General features: G+C 66.1%; 22 protein-coding genes. 8 read left to right on the top strand and 14 right to left on the bottom strand.

The annotated features are described in order from the left end of the window. Window positions 1-39: 39 nt before the first annotated feature. On the top strand, window positions 40-966 hold the full coding sequence (locus METRZ18153_RS0104690; RefSeq protein ID WP_020163633.1) for a LysR family transcriptional regulator: 927 nt from the start codon (window positions 40-42) through the stop codon (window positions 964-966). On the opposite strand, the gene METRZ18153_RS0104685 is transcribed toward METRZ18153_RS0104690, so the two are convergent. The 5 genes from METRZ18153_RS0104685 to METRZ18153_RS0104665 form a co-directional block, all read right to left on the bottom strand. Continuing rightward, the gene (locus METRZ18153_RS0104685) at window positions 933-1,232 is read right to left on the bottom strand and encodes a DUF3253 domain-containing protein (protein ID WP_020163632.1); all 300 of its coding nucleotides are present in this window, start codon (window positions 1,230-1,232) and stop codon (window positions 933-935) included. The genes METRZ18153_RS0104690 and METRZ18153_RS0104685 overlap by 34 nt on opposite strands. After that, a complete protein-coding gene (locus METRZ18153_RS0104680) occupies window positions 1,199-2,032 on the bottom strand; it encodes a sulfurtransferase (protein ID WP_020163631.1) in 834 nt (277 codons plus the stop codon). Before METRZ18153_RS0104680 ends, METRZ18153_RS0104685 begins: the two co-directional genes overlap by 34 nt. 3 nt (window positions 2,033-2,035) lie before the next feature. Further along, window positions 2,036-2,386, bottom strand: coding sequence for a SpoIIAA family protein (locus METRZ18153_RS0104675; protein ID WP_020163630.1), 351 nt, complete (start codon window positions 2,384-2,386; stop codon window positions 2,036-2,038). A gap of 57 nt (window positions 2,387-2,443) precedes the next feature. After that, window positions 2,444-3,292, bottom strand: coding sequence for a DMT family transporter (locus METRZ18153_RS0104670; protein WP_020163629.1), 849 nt, complete (start codon window positions 3,290-3,292; stop codon window positions 2,444-2,446). A gap of 67 nt (window positions 3,293-3,359) precedes the next feature. Continuing rightward, window positions 3,360-4,463 (bottom strand): aromatic ring-hydroxylating oxygenase subunit alpha, encoded by a 1,104-nt coding sequence (locus tag METRZ18153_RS0104665; protein WP_020163628.1) that lies wholly within the window; start codon window positions 4,461-4,463, stop codon window positions 3,360-3,362. A 190-nt stretch (window positions 4,464-4,653) separates the two neighbouring features. On the opposite strand from METRZ18153_RS0104665, the gene METRZ18153_RS0104660 reads away from it, so the two are divergent. The 4 genes from METRZ18153_RS0104660 (at window position 4,654) to folE2 (ending at window position 8,631) form a co-directional block, all read left to right on the top strand. Continuing rightward, window positions 4,654-4,902 carry an exodeoxyribonuclease VII small subunit gene (locus METRZ18153_RS0104660; protein WP_020163627.1) on the top strand — a complete coding sequence of 83 codons (249 nt, stop codon included), beginning with the start codon at window positions 4,654-4,656 and terminating at the stop codon, window positions 4,900-4,902. Beyond that, window positions 4,895-5,794, top strand: coding sequence for a polyprenyl synthetase family protein (locus METRZ18153_RS0104655; protein ID WP_029143549.1), 900 nt, complete (start codon window positions 4,895-4,897; stop codon window positions 5,792-5,794). Before METRZ18153_RS0104660 ends, METRZ18153_RS0104655 begins: the two co-directional genes overlap by 8 nt. A 1-nt stretch (window position 5,795) precedes the next feature. Beyond that, the gene (gene dxs / locus METRZ18153_RS0104650; protein ID WP_020163625.1) at window positions 5,796-7,682 is read left to right on the top strand and encodes a 1-deoxy-D-xylulose-5-phosphate synthase; all 1,887 of its coding nucleotides are present in this window, start codon (window positions 5,796-5,798) and stop codon (window positions 7,680-7,682) included. A 133-nt stretch (window positions 7,683-7,815) separates the two neighbouring features. Then, window positions 7,816-8,631 (top strand): GTP cyclohydrolase FolE2, encoded by an 816-nt coding sequence (gene folE2, locus METRZ18153_RS0104645; RefSeq protein ID WP_020163624.1) that lies wholly within the window; start codon window positions 7,816-7,818, stop codon window positions 8,629-8,631. Window positions 8,632-8,675: 44 nt separating this feature from the next. On the opposite strand, the gene rplS is transcribed toward folE2, so the two are convergent. From rplS to pyrF, 7 genes are all read right to left on the bottom strand, one after another. Further along, on the bottom strand, window positions 8,676-9,056 hold the full coding sequence (gene rplS, locus METRZ18153_RS0104640) for a 50S ribosomal protein L19 (protein ID WP_020163623.1): 381 nt from the start codon (window positions 9,054-9,056) through the stop codon (window positions 8,676-8,678). A gap of 110 nt (window positions 9,057-9,166) precedes the next feature. Further along, window positions 9,167-9,898, bottom strand: coding sequence for a tRNA (guanosine(37)-N1)-methyltransferase TrmD (gene trmD, locus METRZ18153_RS0104635; RefSeq protein ID WP_020163622.1), 732 nt, complete (start codon window positions 9,896-9,898; stop codon window positions 9,167-9,169). Then, entirely contained in the window at window positions 9,880-10,404 is a 525-nt protein-coding gene (rimM, locus tag METRZ18153_RS0104630; RefSeq protein WP_020163621.1) for a ribosome maturation factor RimM, read from the bottom strand. Before rimM ends, trmD begins: the two co-directional genes overlap by 19 nt. 20 nt (window positions 10,405-10,424) lie before the next feature. Next, the gene (gene rpsP / locus METRZ18153_RS0104625) at window positions 10,425-10,667 is read right to left on the bottom strand and encodes a 30S ribosomal protein S16 (RefSeq protein WP_019919404.1); all 243 of its coding nucleotides are present in this window, start codon (window positions 10,665-10,667) and stop codon (window positions 10,425-10,427) included. A 74-nt stretch (window positions 10,668-10,741) separates the two neighbouring features. After that, on the bottom strand, window positions 10,742-12,667 hold the full coding sequence (locus METRZ18153_RS0104620) for a hybrid sensor histidine kinase/response regulator (protein WP_020163620.1): 1,926 nt from the start codon (window positions 12,665-12,667) through the stop codon (window positions 10,742-10,744). Continuing rightward, complete coding sequence (locus METRZ18153_RS0104615) at window positions 12,664-13,548, bottom strand: ABC transporter substrate-binding protein (protein ID WP_232415965.1); 885 nt, start codon at window positions 13,546-13,548, stop codon at window positions 12,664-12,666. Before METRZ18153_RS0104615 ends, METRZ18153_RS0104620 begins: the two co-directional genes overlap by 4 nt. Window positions 13,549-13,729: 181 nt before the next feature. Continuing rightward, a complete protein-coding gene (pyrF, locus tag METRZ18153_RS0104610; RefSeq protein WP_020163618.1) occupies window positions 13,730-14,464 on the bottom strand; it encodes an orotidine-5'-phosphate decarboxylase in 735 nt (244 codons plus the stop codon). A 166-nt stretch (window positions 14,465-14,630) separates the two neighbouring features. Between pyrF and METRZ18153_RS0104605 the strand changes: the two genes are divergently transcribed. Then, window positions 14,631-16,115, top strand: a complete 1,485-nt coding sequence (locus METRZ18153_RS0104605; RefSeq protein WP_020163617.1) for a hypothetical protein — start codon at window positions 14,631-14,633, stop codon at window positions 16,113-16,115. Window positions 16,116-16,118: 3 nt separating this feature from the next. Here METRZ18153_RS0104605 and METRZ18153_RS0104600 read toward each other — a convergent pair whose 3' ends face one another. Beyond that, a complete protein-coding gene (locus METRZ18153_RS0104600) occupies window positions 16,119-16,961 on the bottom strand; it encodes a YhjD/YihY/BrkB family envelope integrity protein (RefSeq protein ID WP_232415964.1) in 843 nt (280 codons plus the stop codon). Between the two features lie 81 nt (window positions 16,962-17,042). On the opposite strand from METRZ18153_RS0104600, the gene wrbA reads away from it, so the two are divergent. Together wrbA and METRZ18153_RS0104590 are read left to right on the top strand one after the other, a co-directional pair. Beyond that, on the top strand, window positions 17,043-17,642 hold the full coding sequence (gene wrbA, locus METRZ18153_RS0104595; RefSeq protein ID WP_020163615.1) for an NAD(P)H:quinone oxidoreductase: 600 nt from the start codon (window positions 17,043-17,045) through the stop codon (window positions 17,640-17,642). Further along, window positions 17,639-17,998: a DUF2069 domain-containing protein gene (locus tag METRZ18153_RS0104590; RefSeq protein WP_020163614.1), complete on the top strand. Its 360-nt coding sequence runs from the start codon at window positions 17,639-17,641 to the stop codon at window positions 17,996-17,998. The genes wrbA and METRZ18153_RS0104590 overlap by 4 nt, the downstream gene beginning before the upstream one ends. Window positions 17,999-18,004: 6 nt before the next feature. On the opposite strand, the gene METRZ18153_RS0104585 is transcribed toward METRZ18153_RS0104590, so the two are convergent. After that, entirely contained in the window at window positions 18,005-19,549 is a 1,545-nt protein-coding gene (locus METRZ18153_RS0104585) for a 2-isopropylmalate synthase (RefSeq protein ID WP_020163613.1), read from the bottom strand. Window positions 19,550-19,643: the final 94 nt, after the last annotated feature.

Genomic DNA, 19,643 nt, shown 5'->3' with positions numbered 1-19,643 from the left:
TCAATACATATTCAAACGATTCTTGAAAATCGAGCCGCCATGAATCCGCGTGATCTGACGCTTTCCCAGCTCGAACTGTTCGTACGCATCGCCGACGCCGGCTCGCTCAGCGCCGCCGCACGGCAGTTGCAGCTGACACCGGCCGCTGCCAGCGCAGCGCTGAAGCGGCTCGAATCGGCCTTCGGCGCGCGGCTGGTCGAGCGCTCGACCCGATCGATGCGGCTGACCGCCGAGGGCGAACTGCTGCGCGACCACGCCCGGCGCGCACTGGGCGACATCGACGACGCGCGCGCACTGCTCGGCGCAGGCCGCGAAACGCTGTCCGGCGACATCCATCTCGCCGCACCGTCGGACCTCGGCCGCGGCGCGCTGTCGGCCATGCTGGACAGCTTCATCGAACAGCACCCGGGCGTGCGGCTGGCACTCTATGTATCGGACACGCTGCAGGATCTGGTACGCGAGCGGGTCGATCTGGCGGTGCGCTACGGCGAACTGCCGGACTCGTCACTGGTGGCTCGCCGGCTGCATGTGACGCGACGAGTGGTGGTGGCCTCACCCGACTACATCGCTCGGCACGGCGCGCCGCAGCAACCCTCCGATCTGGCGCGGCACAACTGCATCGCGCTCTATCGCAGCGGACGCCCGCATCTGGCCTGGCGCTTCGAGCGCGGTGGCGTCGATACGACCGTGCGCGTGCAGGGCAATCGGCTCGCCTACGACGGTGCGCTGGTGCGCCAGTGGGTGCTGCAGGGTCTGGGCATCGCCACCAAGGCACGGCTGGACGTGGTGGACGACCTGCACGCCGGGCGGCTGGTCGAACTGCTGACAGACTGGCGCGGCGAGGACTTCCCGCTGCACGCAATGCTGCCCACTGGCCGGCACATGCCGTTGCGGGTCAGACGCCTGCTCGACCATCTCGGCGAACAGTTCGCTCAGATCGAGCCCGACGCGCTTTTCCGCGGCTGAGCGATGCGTATCGGCCCGCGCCACTCCGTGTCCGCGTCGCGCACTTCACCCCGCTGCGTGACCAGGACGCGACCTTCACCCGCCAGCCGGCGTGCGACGTCGCGCACCTTCGGCATCAACGGGCGCCAGTCGTCGGGCGACAGAGCGCGCGCGACTTCGGACGGACAGATCGAGTACCCGGGCGCACGCCGGGCGACCAGTGCGAGCAGCGCTTCCGCGACGCGCTCGTCGCTCAGCGTGTCATCGGCCGCGCCGGGTCGCTGCACCACTCGCTCCACGAGCCGGGGTAGAGCTGCGCACCGGACAGCCCGGCCACTTCGAGCGCGAGCAGGTTGTGGCAGGCGGTAACGCCGCTGCCGCACTGCATCACCAGCGACGCCGGGTCGCGCCCGCCGATCACCTCCCGCCACTCGGCACGCAGCACGTCCGCCGGCTTGAAGCGACCGTCATCGCCGATATTGAGCTTGAAGAAGCGATTGACCGCGCCCGGAATATGGCCGCCGACCGGGTCCAGCGTCTCGTTCTCGCCGCGGAAGCGGTCGGGCGCGCGGGCGTCGACCAGCAGGCGCCCGCCGTCCTCGAGACTGGCGAGCACCGCATCGGCGTCCAGCGTCGGTTCGACGACACCGAGCGGGTAGTCGGTGGGCGGCAGATCGCGCACCGTCGTGTCGAGCGCGCCGCCACCGGCCTTCCATGCACCCAGACCGCCATCGAGCACCGCAGCATCGCGGTGACCGACCCAGCGCAGCATCCACCACAGCCGGGCGGCGAACATGCCGCCGGCGTCGTCATAAGCCACTACGCGGTGTGCCGGCGAAATGCCGCGGGCACCGAGCAGCGCGACGAAGTCCTGCGGTGACGGCAGCGGATGACGACCGTTGCGGCCGGTCTTCTTCGCCGACAGGTCGCGATCCAGATGCATGAACAACGCGCCCGGAATGTGTGCCTCGCGCCAGGCCGCCTCGCCGGCTTCCGGCTGTGCCAGATCGTGGCGGCAATCGACGATGACCAGTCGGGCATCACCCGCCACGGCGGCCAGCTCGGCCGCGGAAATGAGCACACTCATCGTTCAGACGGTCTCCGCAAGCCAGTCGCGCGCCGCCGCCTCGTCGTCGAAAACGGTCACGTCGGCATCGACGAATACCTGCGACAGCCACGCCGTCCACGCCACCCACGGCGTGCCGGCGATCACCGCGACACGTCCGAAATCGTGGCTGTGCGCGCGCGCGAAACGCAGTTCCTCGAGCGCCATGTCGAGCGTGAAGTCGGTCATCTGCCGCAGGTCGATCAGCAGGTTCACGACGCCTTCGAACTTGATCCGGTAATTGACCAGGTCCTCGAACTCCCGATAGTCGGCCAGCGTGAATTCGCCGAAGGCCGTCACCGTCACCAGATTGCCGCTGTATTCGCTCGTGATCATTTTTCTTACCTCCAGAGGTCTGCCGACACAGAGGCGGGGGCACGCCCCGCACTTCGACTATAGCTTCGCCGGCGGCGGATTGAGCATCGCCAGCACGCCGCTTGCGACAATCAGCACCATGCCCGCCCAGACCGCGGCGGACGGCACATCGTTCCACAGCAGCACGCCGTAGAGCGTCGAGAAGGCCACCGTGGTGTAGGCCAGACTGGCCGACACCAGCGTACGCCCTCCCTTGTACGCCGCAGTCATGCACAGCTGGGCGGCGGCGCCGAACACGCCGACGCCAAACAGCAGCGCCCAGGTGCGGGCATCCGGCAGGTGGAAGCCGCCGTCGATCAGCGCCCATCCGGCGCCGAACACCGAGGAGCAGAGCGAGAAGTAGAGCACGGTGCGCCATTCCGGCTCACCCAGCTGGCCGAGGTCGCGCACACTCAGATAGGCCATGGTCGCAATCATCCCGGAGGCGAGGCCGCACAGGCCGCCAACCCACTGCTCGCTGCCCAGCGTCGGCTGCAGAACCAGAACGACGCCGGCAAAGCCGGTCACCAGCGCCAGCGCGACCGGCTTCGACAACTCTCCACTGACGGTGAAGCCCAGCCAGGCCGCCATGAACAGCGGCGAGGTGTAGTTCAGGGTTACGGCCGTGGGCAAGGGCAGCAGTGCAATGGCCTGGAAATACAGGATGAGCGAAATCGCGCCGGACACGCCGCGTTTCAGATGCATCGCCGCGTGCGGTGTCGCGAACGACGCGCCGCGCATGCGCATGACGGCTGCGATCAGCAGCAAGGAAATGAAGGCACGGTAGAAAGCGATCTCGGAGGCGGGCAGCGCCTCGCTGGCCAGCTTCACGCAAACGCCCATGGATGCGAACAGCAGGCTGGCCGCCACCATCCACAGCGACTTCACGACGCCTGCTCCGGCAAGAAAACGGGGCACCGAAGTGCCCCGTCACGCCCGCTGTACCGTGCTGCGCTCAAAGATAGTCCACCATTTCGCGCCGATACCACTCGTGGAAGTGCTGCATGCCGTCTTCCATCGGCGACTGGTAGGGGCCGACTTCGGAACGACCCTGCTTCATCAGCGCACGCCGGCCGGCGTCCATCCGCTCGCCGATCTCGTCGTCTTCGCGCGCCGTTTCCATGTAGGCAGCGCGCTCGGCTTCGATGAATTCGCGCTCGAACAGCACGATCTCTTCCGGGTAGTAGAACTCGACCACATTCATCGTGCGATCGACCGACTGCGGATACAGGGTGCTCACGACGAGCACGTGCGGATACCACTCGACCATGATGTTCGGGTAGTAGGTCAGCCAGATCGCCCCGTGCGGCGGCAGCTCGCCGCGATAGAAGTCGAGCACCGCGCGGTGCCAGCGCTCGTAGGCCGGCGTGCCGGGACGCGCAAGCCGGTTGTTCACGCCGACGCGCTGCACCGAGTAGTCGCGCGCGAACTGCCAGCTCAGGTCGTCGCAGGTGACGAACTTGCCCAGCCCCGGATGGAAAGGCTCGACGTGGTAGTCCTCGAGATAGACCTCGATGAAGGTTTTCCAGTTGTAATTGCACTGGTGCATCTCGACGTGGTCGAGCATGTAGCCCGAGAAGTCGAGATCCGGCGCCACCTGCATACCGGCCAGATCGGCGGCGATGTCGCGCGTGCCCGAGAACAGCAGGCCTTTCCAGTTCTGCAACGGCTGGCGCTTCAGGTTCAGGCAGGGCGTGTTCGGAAAGTGCGGGGCCCCGAGCAGCTCACCGCGCGTGTCGTAGGTCCAGCGGTGCACCGGACAGACGATGTTGGGCGTATTTCCGCGCCCCTTCATCATCAGCGCCTGGCGATGCCGGCACACATTGGACAGCAGTTCGATGCCGGCCTCGTTGCGCACCAGCATCAGCGCATCATCGGCCCAGCCCAGGGTTTGATAGTCGCCGACGTTCGGCACCATCAGCTCGTGACCTACATAGCCCGGCCCGTTATCGAAAAGCACGCGCTTTTCGAGCTCGAACAGCGGCTGATCGAAGTACCAGGAAACCGGAAACTGCGATTGCGCCGGTTCAAGACGGGTAATGGACTGTATATCGGACATTCCCCAACCCCCGAAGTCAAAGTTGGAAAACCGCGTGCCTGCCATCGCGGACCCCGCGTCGCAAGATTTCGCGCGACCGCGGACGATGCACGCAAACGCGTGACAAAGCCGGGCAGTATAACCACTTGCGCGTTTGACCGGCTGATGTGGATCAGCTATTTTTCAGAGTTTGCCCGACGCTCGATACAGCATGACCAGAAAAGCAGAAGCGGCTTCCGCACCCGCCAGCTTCGAGCAGGCGATCGAAGAACTCGAAGCCATCGTGCGTGCGATGGAGGACGGCAAGCTGCCGCTGGATGGCGCGCTCGAACGCTATCAGCGCGGCGTCGAACTGGTGCGCCAATGTCAGACCGCGCTCAGCGCGGCCGAACAGAAGGTGCAGATGCTGGAAGACGGCCTGCTGCGCGACCTGCCAGTTGGCGGTGGCGACCATGACTGAGCCCGTACCATCATCCTTCGCCGACTGGGTCGCTGCCGTCCAGACGCGCACCGAAACCGCACTCGACCGCTTCCTGCCCGCCGCGGCGGTGGCGCCATCACGACTGCATGATGCGATGCGCTACGCGGTGCTCGGCGGCGGCAAGCGCGTGCGTCCGCTGCTCTGTCACGCCGCCGGTGCGCTGTCGGGTGCCTCGAGTCCGGCACTCGATTCCGCCGCCTGTGCGGTCGAACTGATACACGCCTATTCGCTGGTGCACGACGACATGCCCTGCATGGACGACGACGTGCTGCGCCGCGGCAAACCTACCGTGCACGTGCAGTACGACGACGCTACCGCGCTGCTGGTGGGCGACAGCCTGCAGTCACTTGCTTTCCTGCTGCTGTCCGAACACTGCGACGTCCCGGCCGATATCCGCGTCAGGATGGTCAGCCAACTCGCCATCGCGTCGGGCTCTCGCGGCATGGCTGGCGGTCAGGCAATTGACCTTGCGTCGGTCGGCATCGCGCTCGGCGTGGCCGAACTCGAGTTCATGCACATCCACAAGACCGGTGCCCTGATCCGCTGCGCGGTGCGCCTTGGAGCCGCCTGCGGACAACTGGACGTAGACGCACAGGCGCGACTGGACCACTATGCAGGTACTGTCGGCCTTCTTTTCCAGGTGGTCGACGACGTGCTCGACTGCGAAGCCAGTACCGAGGCACTCGGCAAGACCGCCGGCAAGGACGCCGCTGCGAACAAGCCGACCTACGTCAGCACGCTGGGACTTGCGCGCGCGCGTGAGCGCGCTCGCGAGCTGCACGCCGAAGCGATCGACAGCCTTTCGTCCTTCGGGGACGAGGCGCGTCGCCTGCGCGAACTGGCGGATTTCGTGCTGACGAGGAAACACTGATATGGACAGATCCCTGCACACGATGAGCGCCTACCCGCTGCTGGAAACGATCGATTCGCCGGCCGACGTCCGCAAACTCGACAGCCGACGGCTTTCCCAGCTCGCCACGGAACTGCGCGCCTTTCTGGTCGAATCGGTTTCGCGCACCGGTGGTCACCTGTCGTCCAATCTCGGCACGGTCGAACTGACCGTGGCGCTGCATCACGTCTACAACACCCCGGAAGACCGCATCGTCTGGGACGTGGGTCATCAGACCTACGCGCACAAGATACTCACGGGTCGCCGCGAAGGCATGGCGACGCTGCGCCAGTACAAGGGCGTCAGCGGCTTTCCGCGCCGCTGCGAGAGCACCTACGACACCTTTGGCACGGCGCACTCGTCCACCTCGATCTCGGCCGCACTGGGCATGGCCATCGCCTCCCGCGCCCTGGGGCAGAAGCGGCACAGTATCGCGGTGATCGGTGACGGCGCGATGACTGCCGGCATGGCGTTCGAGGCGCTGAATAACGCCGGTGTCGAGGACGCCGACCTGCTGGTCATTCTCAACGACAACGACATGTCGATTTCACCGCCGGTCGGCGCGTTGAACAAGTACCTTACCCGCCTGCTGTCCGGCCACACCTACAACGCCGCCCGTCGTGCCGGCGCCAAGGTTCTGGAGATCGCGCCGTCGCTGCGCGAGTTCGCCAAGCGCGCGGAAGAACACGTGAAGGGCATGATCACGCCGGGCACGCTGTTCGAGGAATTCGGCTTCCATTACTACGGCCCGATCGACGGCCACGACCTCGACGCGCTGATCCCGACGCTGGAGAACCTGCGTGAACTGCCGGGCCCGAAGTTCCTGCACGTGATCACGAAGAAGGGATACGGCTACAAGCTCGCCGAGGCCGACCCCATCCTCTATCACGGCGTCGGCAAGTTCGATCACCATGCCGGCATCCAGACCGGCAAAGGTGGCGGCAAGCCGACCTACACCCAGGTGTTCGGCGACTGGCTGTGCGACATGGCCGCCCGCTGCGACAAGCTGATGGCGATCACGCCGGCAATGCGCGAAGGCTCGGGCATGGTGCGCTACGCTGCCGAGTACCCGCAGCGCTATTTCGACGTGGGCATCGCCGAGCAGCACGCGCTCACCTTTGCCGCCGGACTTGCCTGCGAAGGCATCAAGCCGGTGGTGGCGATCTACTCAACCTTCCTGCAGCGCGCCTACGACCAGCTCATCCACGACATCTGCCTGCAGAACCTGCCGGTCATGATGGCGCTGGACCGCGCCGGCCTGGTCGGTGCCGACGGCGCCACCCATCACGGCGCCTTCGACCTGTCCTATCTGCTCTGTCTGCCCAATCTCGTCGTGATGACGCCGAGTGACGAGAACGAATGCCGGCAGATGCTCTACACCGCGTACATGCACAAGGGGCCCACTGCAGTGCGTTACCCACGTGGCAGCGGCCCCGGCGTGTTGCCGCAGGACACGATGACCGCGTTGCCTATCGGTCGCGGCGAACTTCGGCGTGCCGGTCAGGGTGATGCCGCCCTGCTCGCTTTCGGCGCCATGCTGACGCCGGCGCTTGCGGTTGCCGACGAGTTCGACGCCAGTGTCGCCAATATGCGCTTTGCCAAGCCACTGGACGAAGCGCTGGTGATCCAGCTCGCGCAGAAGCACCGGCTCATCGTCACGCTGGAGGAAAACGCGCTGATCGGTGGCGCCGGCGCGGAGGTCGAGCGGGTGATCCACAACGCCGGCCTGTCCTGTCGCGTGCTGCGCATCGGCTTGCCTGATCGCTTCGTCGATCACGGGGATCCGGCCCTGCTTTACGCGGAAGTCGGGCTTGACGCGGCCGGTGTGCGCGCCCAGCTGACCGCGGCACTGCAGGCGCTCCCGCGCTGAACGCCCCGACCTCGGCGAAGATGAAGGCCCGGCACTGCCGGGCTTTTTTTCGTGCGTCGCGGCTTGAGTGGAGCAGAACCCGATGTTAATCTACATGCAACAAATGATCATGTAGAGAAACCAGGGGTTCAGCATGAATGCTCGCGATCCACACGCCATTCCCGACGTCCAGAACACGCTGGACCCGCGCGAACTGCCGATCGAGAAAGTCGGCATCCGCGGCATCCGTCACCCGATCAGCGTGCGTGGTCGCGATGGCTGGGTACAGGGCACCGTGGCCGATTGCGGCCTCTTCGTCAGCCTGCCTGCCCATCTGAAGGGCACGCACATGTCGCGCTTCGTCGAACTGCTGAATGGTCTGGATACTCCTCTCGCCCCCCCGGCCTTCGAGCCCCTGGTCCGTGACATGCTCGATCGTCTGGAGGCAGACAGCGGCGAAATATCGGTGCGCTTTCCCTATTTCCGCCGGAAATCGGCGCCGGTATCGGGCGTACAGAGCGTGCTCGACTACGAGGTCGGCTTCACCGCGCGTATCGGCTCTGACGGTGGCTATACCTTCACGCTGCGCGTGCTGGTGCCGGTTACAAGCCTGTGCCCCTGTTCGAAAAGAATTTCGCAGTACGGCGCGCACAACCAGCGCTCACACGTGACGATAGAAGCCGTCATCGACGGCAATCTGATGGTCGAGGACCTGATCGATATCGTCGAACAGGAGGCCTCCTGTGATCTGTACGGCCTGCTCAAGCGCCCGGACGAGAAATACGTGACCGAGCGCGCCTACGAAAATCCGAAATTCGTCGAAGACATGGTGCGCGACATCGCCGCCCGACTGAACACCGAGGAGAGGGTGCGCGCCTACACGCTGGAGGTGGAGAACTTCGAGTCCATCCACAATCACTCCGCCTGGGCACAAGTAAGCGCCGACAAGCGCCAGACGCGCACGCAATAAAAAAGGGACCTCGCGGTCCCTTTTTTATTGCTGTCAGCCGGATATCAGGCTGCGCTCTTCGGTGCGCTGCGCTTGGCCAGCTTTTCCTTGATGCGCGCCGACTTGCCCGAGCGCTCACGCAGGTAATACAGCTTGGCGCGACGGACATCGCCACGACGCTTCACTTCGATCGACGCGATCAGCGGCGAGTAGGTCTGGAAGGTACGCTCGACACCTTCGCCGCTGGAAATCTTGCGGACGATGAAGTTCGAGTTCAGGCCACGGTTACGCTTGGCGATCACGACGCCTTCGTAGGCCTGGACACGCTTGCGGTCGCCTTCGACCACGTTCACGTTAACGATGACGGTGTCGCCCGGCGCGAATTCGGGGATGTTCTTGCCCAGGCGGGCAATTTCTTCCTGCTCGAGTTGCTGGATCAGATTCATGTCTTGACTCCTGGTCTATGGCATTGCCTTGCCGCAGAGCACGTTTGCCGTGATGCGTGCGTTTGTTGAGGGAACGGCAAGACGACTGCCGTCCGCGTACTGCAAAAAAACTACTTCTCTTCCTGCGCCAGCAGATCCGGACGACGCCTGCGCGTCAGTTCCAGCGCCTGCTCGGCGCGCCATTTGCGTATCCGCGCGTGGTCGCCGGACAGCAACACCTCGGGCACCGGCCTGCCGTCCCAGACTTCGGGGCGGGTGTAGTGCGGGCAATCGAGCAGCCCGCCGACGAAGGAATCCTCGACTGCGGACGCCGCATCGTTCAGCGCGCCCGGCAACTGACGGATGATCGCATCCATCAGCGCCATCGCCGGCAGTTCGCCACCGGACAACACGAAGTCGCCCAAGGACAGCTCCAGCTCGACATCGCGGTCGATCAGCCGCTGATCCATGCCCTCGTACCGACCGCAGAGCAGTATCAAGGCCGGCTCCGCTGCCAGATCCATCACCCGCCGGTGCGTCAGGCGCTCACCGGCCGGCGAGAAATGCACGACCTTGACCGCTGCCGGATGGCGCGCCTTGCAACTTGCGATCGCCTGCGCCAACGGTTCGGCCAGCATCACCATGCCCGGGCCACCGCCGTAAGGTCGGTCGTCAACGGTGCGGTGCGCGTCCGTCGCGAAATCGCGCGGATTGGTATGCCGGACCTGCCACAACGATCTTTCCATCGCCCGCCGCGTGATGCCGCTGCGTTCGATGGCTGAAAACATTTCCGGGAACAGCGAAATCACCTCGAAGGTGACCGGCTGCCCCGCGTGCGCATCACTTACCACTGCGCGTCCCATTCGACGCGCACGACCGCTGCTTCACGGTCCACGTCCTTCACCACTGCCGAAACGAAGGGGATGAGCCGCTCAACCGGCTTCTCTGCCCCGGCCGCGTCATCGACCACGACCAGCACATCGTTCGCACCGGTTTCCAGCAGCCGGTCTACACGGCCGAGCCGCTCGCCTGACTGATTGACGACGTCGAGGCCGATCAGATCGCCCCAGTAGTACTCGTCATCTTCCGTATCCGGCAGATCATGGCGCTGAGCAGCCACGTACAGGCCGACCAGCTTCTCCGCCGCGGTCCGGTCGTTGCAGCCCTCGAAGCGCACGACGGGACCCTTGGCCTGCAGCTTGAAGCCATCGAGCTTGAGCTCGCGCCAGCGTTCAGGCGCAGCGTCCGCATCGGCACTGACCAGCCAATGCTCGATCACCTTCCAGGACTGCGGATCGTCGCCGAAGGCCTGCAGATGCAACCAGCCCTGCACGCCGAACGGAGCGGCAATGCGCCCCAGTACGACCATTGCTTCGGAAACGTGCTTGATCAGGCTGCCTGCTGCTTGACCAGACGGGCAACCGTCGGGCTCAGCTGGGCGCCGACGCTCTGCCAGTAGGCCAGACGTTCGGCGTTGACCGACAGGCTGGTGGTGCCTTCAGGAGCGACCGGGTTGTAGTAACCGACGCGCTCGATGAAACGACCATCGCGACGATTGCGCGAGTCGGTGGCGATGATATTGAAGAACGGGCGCTTCTTGGCACCCCCACGCGCGAGGCGAATAACGACCATTACGATTCCTTCGAAACGAGGAAAACCCGCGATGTTAGCGAAGTACCGGAGTTACCGCAAGGACCGCCCGCTACTCAGCCGACAGGGTTCTGCTGCCTGAGCACGACCTGCTGCACCAGCGCACGCAGGCGGGCCGGACGTACCGGCTTGTGCAGCACCGGATAGCCACGCGCGGCGGCCATGCGGCGAACCTGCGGATCGGTGTCGCCGGTCACCAGCGCGGCCGCGATGTCGCCGCTCTGTTCGGCCAGCAGTGCGTCGAGCACGTCGATGCCGCTGGCCACGGCAGCCAGGCGGAAGTCGCACAGGATGAGCGACGGCACCTTGTCGCGCTGCCTCATCATGTCGCGCGCTTCCGAGAGGTTGGCCGAGCAGAGCACTTCGCACCCCCAGGATGCCAGCAGGCCGGCAATGCTGGTGCGCGACCCCGGGTCGTCATCGATCACCACGACGAACACTGACAGGGGCGTCTGCAGCGGCTCCGGTTCGCCCGTCTGATGACGTCCGACCGGCGCCGCAACAACCGGCACTTCGATTGAGAACACCGAGCCGCGCCCCGCTCGCGAGCGGATGGCCACGTCGTGCCCGAGCAGACCGGTCAGCCGGCGCACGATGGCAAGACCCAAGCCGAGGCCCTGCCCGCGTGCCCGCGCCGGGTTCTGCAGCTGATAGAACTCCTCGAAAATCATGTCGTGCGCCTCGGGCGGAATACCCGGCCCCGAGTCGCGCACCTCGATCACCGCGCTGGCGCCGCGCCGTCGTACGACCACCAGCACGCCGCCGCGCTGCGTGTAGCGCACCGCGTTCGACAGCAGGTTGATCATGATGCGTTCGAGCAACAAGGGGTCCGACTCGACCCACAGGTCGGTCGCGCGAAGCTTGAGCCGCAAGCCGCGTTGCAGCGCATCGGCGGCAAAGTCCTCGACGATGCGGGCAAGCATGGGCTGGAGCGGAAATTCCGACCGGCGCACCGTCACGCCGCCGGCGTCGAGCTTGGACATGTCCAGCAGGGCGTCGAGCAGATCTTCCATGGCGCCGACCGATTCCTCGATCTGCCGGATCAGCGTACGGTGCTCCGATCCACGCAGGCGCTCGGCCAGTTCGGCCACGAACAGTCCCAGCGCATGCATCGGCTGCCGCAGGTCATGGCTGGCGGCGGCGAGGAAACGCGACTTCGCATGATTGGCGCGCTCCGCTTCGTCGGTGCGGCTGCGCAGCTGGCGGGTGGCGTCCGCAATCCTTGCCTCGAGTTCGTCGCGTGCGCGCAGCAAGCGCTCGGCCATGCCATTCACGCCTTCGGCCAGCACGCGCAGCGAACCTCCGCCAAATACCGAAACGCGCGCGGAAAGATCTCCCTCGCCGATGCGACGCACCGCGCGCGACACTTCACGCACCGGCCCAGTCACCGTCTGGCTGATGCGCATCGCGAACGCACTCGCCGCCAGCAGCGCAACGGCCACGACGATGGCCGTCGTGACGATGAAATCCCCCTTCATCGCATCGACCCGCTGACGCGACACCTCGACCAGCACCCAGCCCACCGGTTGCCGGTCGGCCGGCATCTCGCTCAGGCCGTCGAATACGTCGGGGTCGTCGAGTACCGCACTGCGCAGTATCGGCTCGATGAACATCAACGAATGTTCGAGCTCGATCAGCGCAAGCCCCGCCGGTCGCTTGCCCGGCACATAAGCCTCCGGACTGAGTTCGCCGCCGGATACGACGAGGTCGCCGTCACGACTCGAAACCATGATGCCGCTTACGTCGCGCTCGCGACGCGCCGCTTCGATAAGCGACACCAGCGACTCGGTATTGCCGGAAAACACCCCGTAGTCGGCAGTGGCCGCCACTTGCCGCGCAGTCGCGCGACCGCGTTCGACCAGGCCGTTCTCAAGTTCGGCAAGCCGGTGCAGCACCATCCAGATGCCGGCTGCGATGCCGAACACCACGACCGGCGCCAGTGCGACCAGCAGCACGCGTTGCCGAATGCCCCAGCGTTTCATGGCAATCGCTCCTGGCGGACCAGCTTGTCGCGCAGCGCGTCGCCATCCTCGATGCGCAGCCCGAGCGAGCGCGCGACGTGCGCGTTGACCGACACGGTGAAATGTCGAGGATGGCGCGGTGTCGGCCAGGTGCGCTCGCGCATCCAGAAGGCGATCGCGTCCGCCGTCTGGCGAGCGATCTGCTCCGGCGTCGAGTACAGGGACATGACGGCACCGGCACGCGCGTACGCCGCCGAGAAGCCGACCACCGGCACGCGCGCACGAAACGACGTGAGCAGAAGATTGCGTATGGTCCCCGCGTTATGCACCTGCGGATCGGGCAGCGCCAGGAAGACGTCAGCGTTGTCGAGCACCTGCGACAGCGCCGCGAACAGCGACGATTCGCCGGTGAAACTGCCGCTCGATATCTGCATCGAGGTGCCGGCAACTGCATTCTTCAAGGGCTGCAGGCGCTCCGGGTCAGCGGCATCGAAGAGCACGCCGATGCGTCGGGCCTCGGGCAGCGCGATGCGTATCAGGTCGACCTGGCGGATGAAGGGCTGATCTATGTGTATGGCCGACCAGCGGCGCGTATTGCCCGCGGTCAGCATCGACTCGAATGCACTCTGCGGCACCAGCACGCTGAGCACTGGCGTCGACACGTCCGCCTGCACCACAGTGCGCAGGGCTCCGGCACCCACCGCGATCACGGCGTCGTGTGCGGTCAGGGAGGCGACATTGAAATCGTTCCGCGTCGCCACGGCCAGAGAGAAACCGCCGCGGGCGCTGCGCTCGTTCTTCAGCGCCTCGGCAAACTCGCCATAGGCGCCGCCTGGCTCGCTCAGCAGCACGAGCACGGACGCCGCCTGCACCAGCCCGCACAGCAGTAGTGAACAGAGCATCAAGAGCATGCGCACGGCGAGGCCGATGCGGCCGACGCGTGTCATTGCGGAGAACGAGTGTATTGACGCCAGCACTCGCGCGCGGGGCAAGCCCGATGGGAAGGGAAGACGCAACGAGTATGCAGCAAGGGCGTCCGGCGCATCATCATCCGAAGGGCTGATGATGCGCACCTGCCAACGATCAGCGCTGGCCGAGCGCCTGCGCGATCTGTTCCTGCATGCGCCAGGCCGCCGCCGCCGGATCGGCCGCATTGCGGATCGGCCGCCCGACCACCAGGTAGTCGGCACCGTTGGCCAGCGCCTGCGCAACATCGACCGTACGCTTCTGGTCATCGACCGGGCGATTCTCGACCGGCCGGATGCCCGGCGTCACGACCAGGATGCGCTCGCCCAGTTCGGCGCGGATGTGCGGCGCCTCCAGCCCCGACGACACGACCCCGTCGCAGCCGGCGGCCAGCGCACGCCGTGCACGCGACAGCACCAGAGCATCGACGTCGCAGGCAAAACCGAGATCGTCGAGATCGCCCCGATCCAGGCTGGTGAGCACCGTGACGGCGAGTATCTTCAGCGCCCCCTTGTCGGCGCCGGCGGCTTCCATGATGGCCTGATTGCCGTGAATGGTGGCGAAGGTGGCACCGCTGGACGACAGCGCGCGCACCGCGGAGCGTACGGTTTCCGGCACATCGAAGAACTTCAGGTCGACGAAAACCTTCTTGTTCCGTGCGATCAACCAGTCGAGCAGTTCGAAGTAGTTGCCGCTCATGAACAGTTCTAGGCCGATCTTGTAGAAGCGGACGGCGTCGCCGAGCTGGTCGACGATGGCACGCGCCTGGTCCGCGGACGGCACGTCGAGCGCCACGATGAGCCGATCGGCGGGGTCGATGGCGGCCTTGGACTGGACGGAGGAAGTAGGCATGTTCATGGTGCGGACGGAAAGTGAGGCGTATGGCCTGCGCAGACAAAACACGAGTTTACTAGAATCAGCGCTCTACACGTCCTTGCGCCCCGCCCCGATGTCCGCCCCTGCCCCCGTTCCTGCCGCGCCCGACAGCCTTTTGCGCTCGGCAAAGACCGGGGACCCATTGCGGACAGTACTCGACTGGCTGGCAACACCCGCCGCCGGCGATCCGGGGCACGAAGCAGCCGCGCTGGCCACCTGCCTCGGCGTACTCGCCCAGACGCGCATGGACGCGCCGGCGCGGGTACGCGTGCTCGACATCTTCCACGACCGCGCGCTGGCTTGCGCGACAGCACTCAAGCCGCAGCTTGCCGCCAGCGGACTGCCCGTGCAGGCAACGCTGCGAGATGCGGCCGATCGGCTGTGCGATGCGCTGATGCAGATTGCGCGCAGCTATCTGGACGCCCTGCAGGCGCGCGCCGCCCACAAGCCGTCGCGCGCGGCAGGACACGCCATGCTCTGCCTGCTCGACGTCTACGCCCTGCGCACGCTGACCGCAGCCGACGTACCGCCCGGCATGTGGACAACGGCGCACGCCCTGCTGATGCACGCCCGCATGATGGCCACGCCGGCCACCCAGATCGCCGGCTCGGCGGACGCCGAACAGTTGCACCGCGAATTGATCGCGCTCGAACTGGCGCAACCGCCGCACCTCGCGCCAGCCGATTTCTTCAACATCGCCGACTACGTGCGCAGCTATTCGGGCGCGGTACAGATCCAGTCGAACCCGCCGCATCGCGACCTCGATTCGTGGTTCTGGATAGACGACGAGCACGATCACGGCCCGACGCCGCTGCTGCGGGCGGCGCCCGATCCGGAACGCGGTCCGCACATCCTCTACTGCTCCTGCCAGCGGCTCGGTCAGGTGCTGGCCCACCATCTCGACCTGATCGACGAAGGCGGCAACGTTGCCGACATGTACCTGCCGGCCTGTCTCGGTCAGACGCGCACGCGTCGCCTGCTGCGCCGCCTGCAGGCGCGCTGGATGGCGATGCCGCGACGGCAGCACGCGCGGCGCGAGCGTGGCCAGGCGATACGCATGCTGATCGGCTTCGACGCCATCTGGCACTTGCTCGAACGACGCGATCCAGCCGCCGACTGGGACAACCAGACCACCGGCTGGACCTTGCTCAACGACAGTCCGAATGGTTTTGCGCTGCGCCTCGACGCCGGCCCGACCGGTCTGGTCCGGCCCGGCCTGCCGGTGCTGATCAAGGGCAGCGGCAGTCGCAACTGGATGATCTGCGTCGTGCGCTGGGCGCGCAGCGCCAGTGCCGGCGCCATCGATGTCGGGGTGGAACTGCTCAGTCACGGCGCCCAGGCGGCGACCGTGGTGTTCGAGGCGTCGGGGTCGCGCGCCGCGGTACCCGCGCTGCGCCTGCCGCCGCTTACCAGCCACCGCCCGCACCCCTGCATCATGCTGCCGCCCGGCGAGGCCAACGGTCGCGACCTGCTCATCGCGCACAATTCCGGCGGCCGCTACCGGCTCGGCGACGCTCGCCTGTCCGATCTCGACCTGCAGACGCAGGCCTTCGAACTGTTCGAGATCGAGGAAATGAGCGCCAACACGAGCAGCGGTGGTCGATCCGATCCTGCCAGCCGCCCCTGAGCGTCAGCCCGTTTGCCGCCCGCTCCGGTCGTGCAACACGGCGGTCACCGCAGCGCCAAACAGCACGATGGACCAGAACAGGTAGAGCCAGAGCAGAAAGACCGGCAGCGTGGCCAGCGCGCCATAGACCACCGCGTAACCCGGCATGTGTTCGATGTACAGACTGAGCACCTTCTGCATCAATGTCAGCAGCGCGGTCGCCACCACCGCGCCCCACAACGCCGGACGCAGTCCGACGGCGGCACGCGGCAGCGTCCGGTACAGCAACAGCAGGAAACCCGCGGTCACCAGGGCTGCAGCACTGCGCAGCAGAAAAACCTTCACCCAGGCCGGCTCGTTCACCACGCCGAGCGAGGCCGTCACCAGATAGAGACTCAGGGCCGTCCCGGCGCCGAGCGCGAATGGTGCGAGCACCGGCAGCGTCAGATAGATCAGCGCGGTACGCCGCAGCCGCCGGGGCGGTCGCTGCGGCCACATCGCATTGAGCGCGTGGTCGGCGGTGCGCACCCACACCCAGGCACTGCCCAGCAGGAGCAGCAGATCGACCAGCGACAGCCGGCGCGCCTTGGCGACGAAACGCGTCGCGTGACGGACCACCGCCGATCCGGCGTCGTCCGGCAGCAAGGATCCGGTCAGATAAGCCTGCAAAGGCTTGCCGAACTGCAGCGCCTCCGGCAGCCAGACCGAAAGCTGGCGCACCAGCACGATCAGCGGCACCAGCGCGAACAGCAACGCGAATGCAAGCGCCGCCGCCGACTGCGCGGCGCTGCCCTCGCGGTGCCGCCTTGCGGCCGCGCCCAGCACGTGAAAGGGACGAATCAGAAGATCGATCAGCGGTGAAGACATCGGGGAAGGTGGCAGGTCCGTCAGCAGATCGGGACCGGCAAAGCTGTACACTCCGGGCCTCATTCTGCTGGATGGCCCGCATTGAAAGAAATTCTCGTCCTCTACTACAGCCGCTACGGGTCGACGCTTAACCTGGCACGCCAGATCGGCCGCGGCATCGATTCGGTCGACGGCGCGGCAGCGCGCCTGCGCACGGTACCGCCGGTATCGACCGTCTGCGAAGCGACCGCTGCGGCCGTGCCGGACAGCGGCGCGCCCTATTCGGAAGCCCGCGACCTCGACGAATGCATCGGCCTCGCCCTCGGCAGTCCGACCCGCTTCGGCAACATGGCCGCACCGCTGAAATACTTTCTCGACGGCACCAGCCCGCAGTGGCTTGCCGGTGCGCTCTCCGGCAAGCCGGCCGCGGTGTTCACCTCGACCACCTCGATGCATGGCGGGCAGGAGAGCACCTTGCTGAGCATGATGTTGCCGCTGCTGCACCACGGCATGCTCATCGTCGGCCTGCCCTATTCCGAACCCGATCTGTCGACCACGCCGGACGGCGGCACGCCCTACGGCGCCAGCCACGTGAGCGGGCACGACGGGCGGACTCAGCTGTCGGAAGCCGAAGCACGACTTGCCTTTGCACTCGGCCGTCGGCTCGCGCTGACCGCACTCAAACTCGCCGCCCGACCATGACCGCACGACACTGGAACCTGCTGGCCTCGTCCAGCCTGATCGCCCTCATCCTGCTCGGCCTCGCCTGGGAGCTGTGGCTGGCTCCGCTGCGACCGGGCGGCTCATGGCTGGTGCTGAAGATAGTGCCGCTGCTGGGCGCGCTGTTCGGCATCCTGCGTGGCAAACGCTACACCCACCAGTGGATGTCGCTGCTCAGCCTCGCCTACTTCACCGAAGGCATCGTGCGCGCCACCTCGGACAGCAGCCCGTCGGCACAGCTGGCCCTGGTCTATACGCTGCTGTCGGTGGCGCTGTTCCTCGGCTGCCTGTTCTACTCCAAGCTCACCGCGCCGAGCCGGCTCGCGCAATCGCGCTAGGGTCGCTCAGATCGGGCTCTCGCCCTGCGGATTCAGCTTCTGCACGCCCTGCAGCTTGTTCAGCGCATTGATGTAGGCCTTGGCGGAGGCGACGATGATGTCAGTGTCGGCCCCCTGCCCGTTGACGATGCGGCCGCCCAGCGCCAGACGCACCGTTACCTCGCCCTGGGCATCGGTGCCGGTGGTGATCGCATTGACCGAGTAAAGCAGAAGCTCGGCACCACTCTTCGCCACCGATTCGATGGCACAGAAGGCCGCATCGACCGGGCCGCTGCCGTTGGACGACACCTTCACTTCGCGCCCGCCGTCCGACAGCGTGACCACGGACTGTGGCAGTTCACCGGTTTCCGAACGCGAACTGAGCGCCACCAGCTTGTACTGCTCCTGCTCCGGCGTCACGGCCTCGTCGCTCATCAGCGCCTGGATGTCCTCGTCGAAGATTTCATGCTTCTTGTCGGCCAGCTCCTTGAAGGCGGCGAAGGCGACGTTGAGCTGCTCTTCCGACTCGACCACGATGCCCAGTTCGGTCAGTCGCGCGCGGAAGGCATTGCGGCCCGAGTGCTTGCCGAGCACCAGCTTGTTGGTGTTCCAGCCAACGTCCTCGGCGCGCATGATTTCGTAGGTTTCGCGGTGCTTGAGCACGCCGTCCTGGTGGATGCCGGATTCATGCGCGAAGGCGTTGGCGCCGACGACGGCCTTGTTCGGCTGTACCGGGTAGCCGGTGATGGTGGATACGAGGCGCGAGGCCGGCACGATCTGCGTCGCATCGATGCGCGTTTCGACACCGAACACGTCGCGGCGCGTGCGCACCGCCATGACCACCTCCTCCAGCGAGGCGTTGCCCGCGCGCTCGCCGAGGCCGTTGATCGTGCACTCGACCTGACGGGCGCCTGCCATCACCGCGGCCAGCGAATTGGCGACCGCCATGCCGAGGTCGTTGTGACAGTGCGTCGACCACACCACCTTGTCGGCGCCCGGCACGCGCTCAATCAGGATGCGCATGCGTTCGGCCCACTGCGCCGGCACCGAATAGCCGACGGTGTCCGGCACGTTGATCGTCTTCGCGCCGGCCTTGATCACCTCGGTGAACACGCGCACCAGGAAATCGATGTCGGAGCGCACGGCGTCTTCGGCCGAAAATTCGACGTCCTCGGTGTACTCGCGCGCCCAGCCGATCGCCTTGATCGCCTGCTCGACCACTTGGTCGGGGCTCATCCGCAGCTTCTTCTCCATGTGGATGGGGCTGGTCGCGATGAAGGTATGGATGCGGCCGCTCGCTGCCGGCTTGATCGCCTCGCCGGCACGGCGGATGTCATTCTCGCTGGCGCGCGCCAGCGAACAGACGGTGGATTCGCGGATGGTTTCAGCGACCGCACGCACCGATTCGAAATCGCCATTGGAAGCGGCCGCAAAGCCGGCCTCGATCACGTCCACGCGCATGCGCTCGAGCTGGCGGGCGATGCGCAGCTTCTCGTCGCGCGTCATCGACGCGCCCGGGCTCTGTTCGCCGTCGCGCAGCGTGGTGTCGAAAATGATGAGGCGGTCGGTCATTGCAGTCTCCGGGGCGCGTCCGCAGCGGCGGGCGCGCAAGGTCGTTTCGTAAAACAGGCGGCTGGCCGCGAGCGGCACAGGGTCGCGAATATAG

The sequence above is a fragment of the Methyloversatilis discipulorum genome, from assembly GCF_000385375.1.
GTDB lineage: Bacteria > Pseudomonadota > Gammaproteobacteria > Burkholderiales > Rhodocyclaceae > Methyloversatilis > Methyloversatilis discipulorum_A.
Note: the sequence above shows the minus strand (reverse complement) of the source record. Positions and strands in the feature narration are given on the sequence as shown.

Excerpts from the sequence above, each read along its gene's own strand:
- METRZ18153_RS0104690 (WP_020163633.1), top strand. The coding sequence starts at position 40 with ATGAATCCGCGTGATCTGACGCTTTCCCAGCTCGAACTGTTCGTACGC.
- METRZ18153_RS0104680 (WP_020163631.1), bottom strand. The coding sequence starts at position 2,032 with ATGAGTGTGCTCATTTCCGCGGCCGAGCTGGCCGCCGTGGCGGGTGAT.
- METRZ18153_RS0104675 (WP_020163630.1), bottom strand. The coding sequence starts at position 2,386 with ATGATCACGAGCGAATACAGCGGCAATCTGGTGACGGTGACGGCCTTC.
- METRZ18153_RS0104665 (WP_020163628.1), bottom strand. The coding sequence starts at position 4,463 with ATGTCCGATATACAGTCCATTACCCGTCTTGAACCGGCGCAATCGCAG.
- METRZ18153_RS0104660 (WP_020163627.1), top strand. The coding sequence starts at position 4,654 with ATGACCAGAAAAGCAGAAGCGGCTTCCGCACCCGCCAGCTTCGAGCAG.
- METRZ18153_RS0104655 (WP_029143549.1), top strand. The coding sequence starts at position 4,895 with ATGACTGAGCCCGTACCATCATCCTTCGCCGACTGGGTCGCTGCCGTC.
- dxs (WP_020163625.1), top strand. The coding sequence starts at position 5,796 with ATGGACAGATCCCTGCACACGATGAGCGCCTACCCGCTGCTGGAAACG.
- folE2 (WP_020163624.1), top strand. The coding sequence starts at position 7,816 with ATGAATGCTCGCGATCCACACGCCATTCCCGACGTCCAGAACACGCTG.
- rplS (WP_020163623.1), bottom strand. The coding sequence starts at position 9,056 with ATGAATCTGATCCAGCAACTCGAGCAGGAAGAAATTGCCCGCCTGGGC.
- trmD (WP_020163622.1), bottom strand. The coding sequence starts at position 9,898 with ATGGGACGCGCAGTGGTAAGTGATGCGCACGCGGGGCAGCCGGTCACC.
- rimM (WP_020163621.1), bottom strand. The coding sequence starts at position 10,404 with ATGGTCGTACTGGGGCGCATTGCCGCTCCGTTCGGCGTGCAGGGCTGG.
- rpsP (WP_019919404.1), bottom strand. The coding sequence starts at position 10,667 with ATGGTCGTTATTCGCCTCGCGCGTGGGGGTGCCAAGAAGCGCCCGTTC.
- METRZ18153_RS0104620 (WP_020163620.1), bottom strand. The coding sequence starts at position 12,667 with ATGAAACGCTGGGGCATTCGGCAACGCGTGCTGCTGGTCGCACTGGCG.
- METRZ18153_RS0104615 (WP_232415965.1), bottom strand. The coding sequence starts at position 13,548 with ATGCTCTGTTCACTACTGCTGTGCGGGCTGGTGCAGGCGGCGTCCGTG.
- pyrF (WP_020163618.1), bottom strand. The coding sequence starts at position 14,464 with ATGCCTACTTCCTCCGTCCAGTCCAAGGCCGCCATCGACCCCGCCGAT.
- METRZ18153_RS0104600 (WP_232415964.1), bottom strand. The coding sequence starts at position 16,961 with ATGTCTTCACCGCTGATCGATCTTCTGATTCGTCCCTTTCACGTGCTG.
- METRZ18153_RS0104590 (WP_020163614.1), top strand. The coding sequence starts at position 17,639 with ATGACCGCACGACACTGGAACCTGCTGGCCTCGTCCAGCCTGATCGCC.
- METRZ18153_RS0104585 (WP_020163613.1), bottom strand. The coding sequence starts at position 19,549 with ATGACCGACCGCCTCATCATTTTCGACACCACGCTGCGCGACGGCGAA.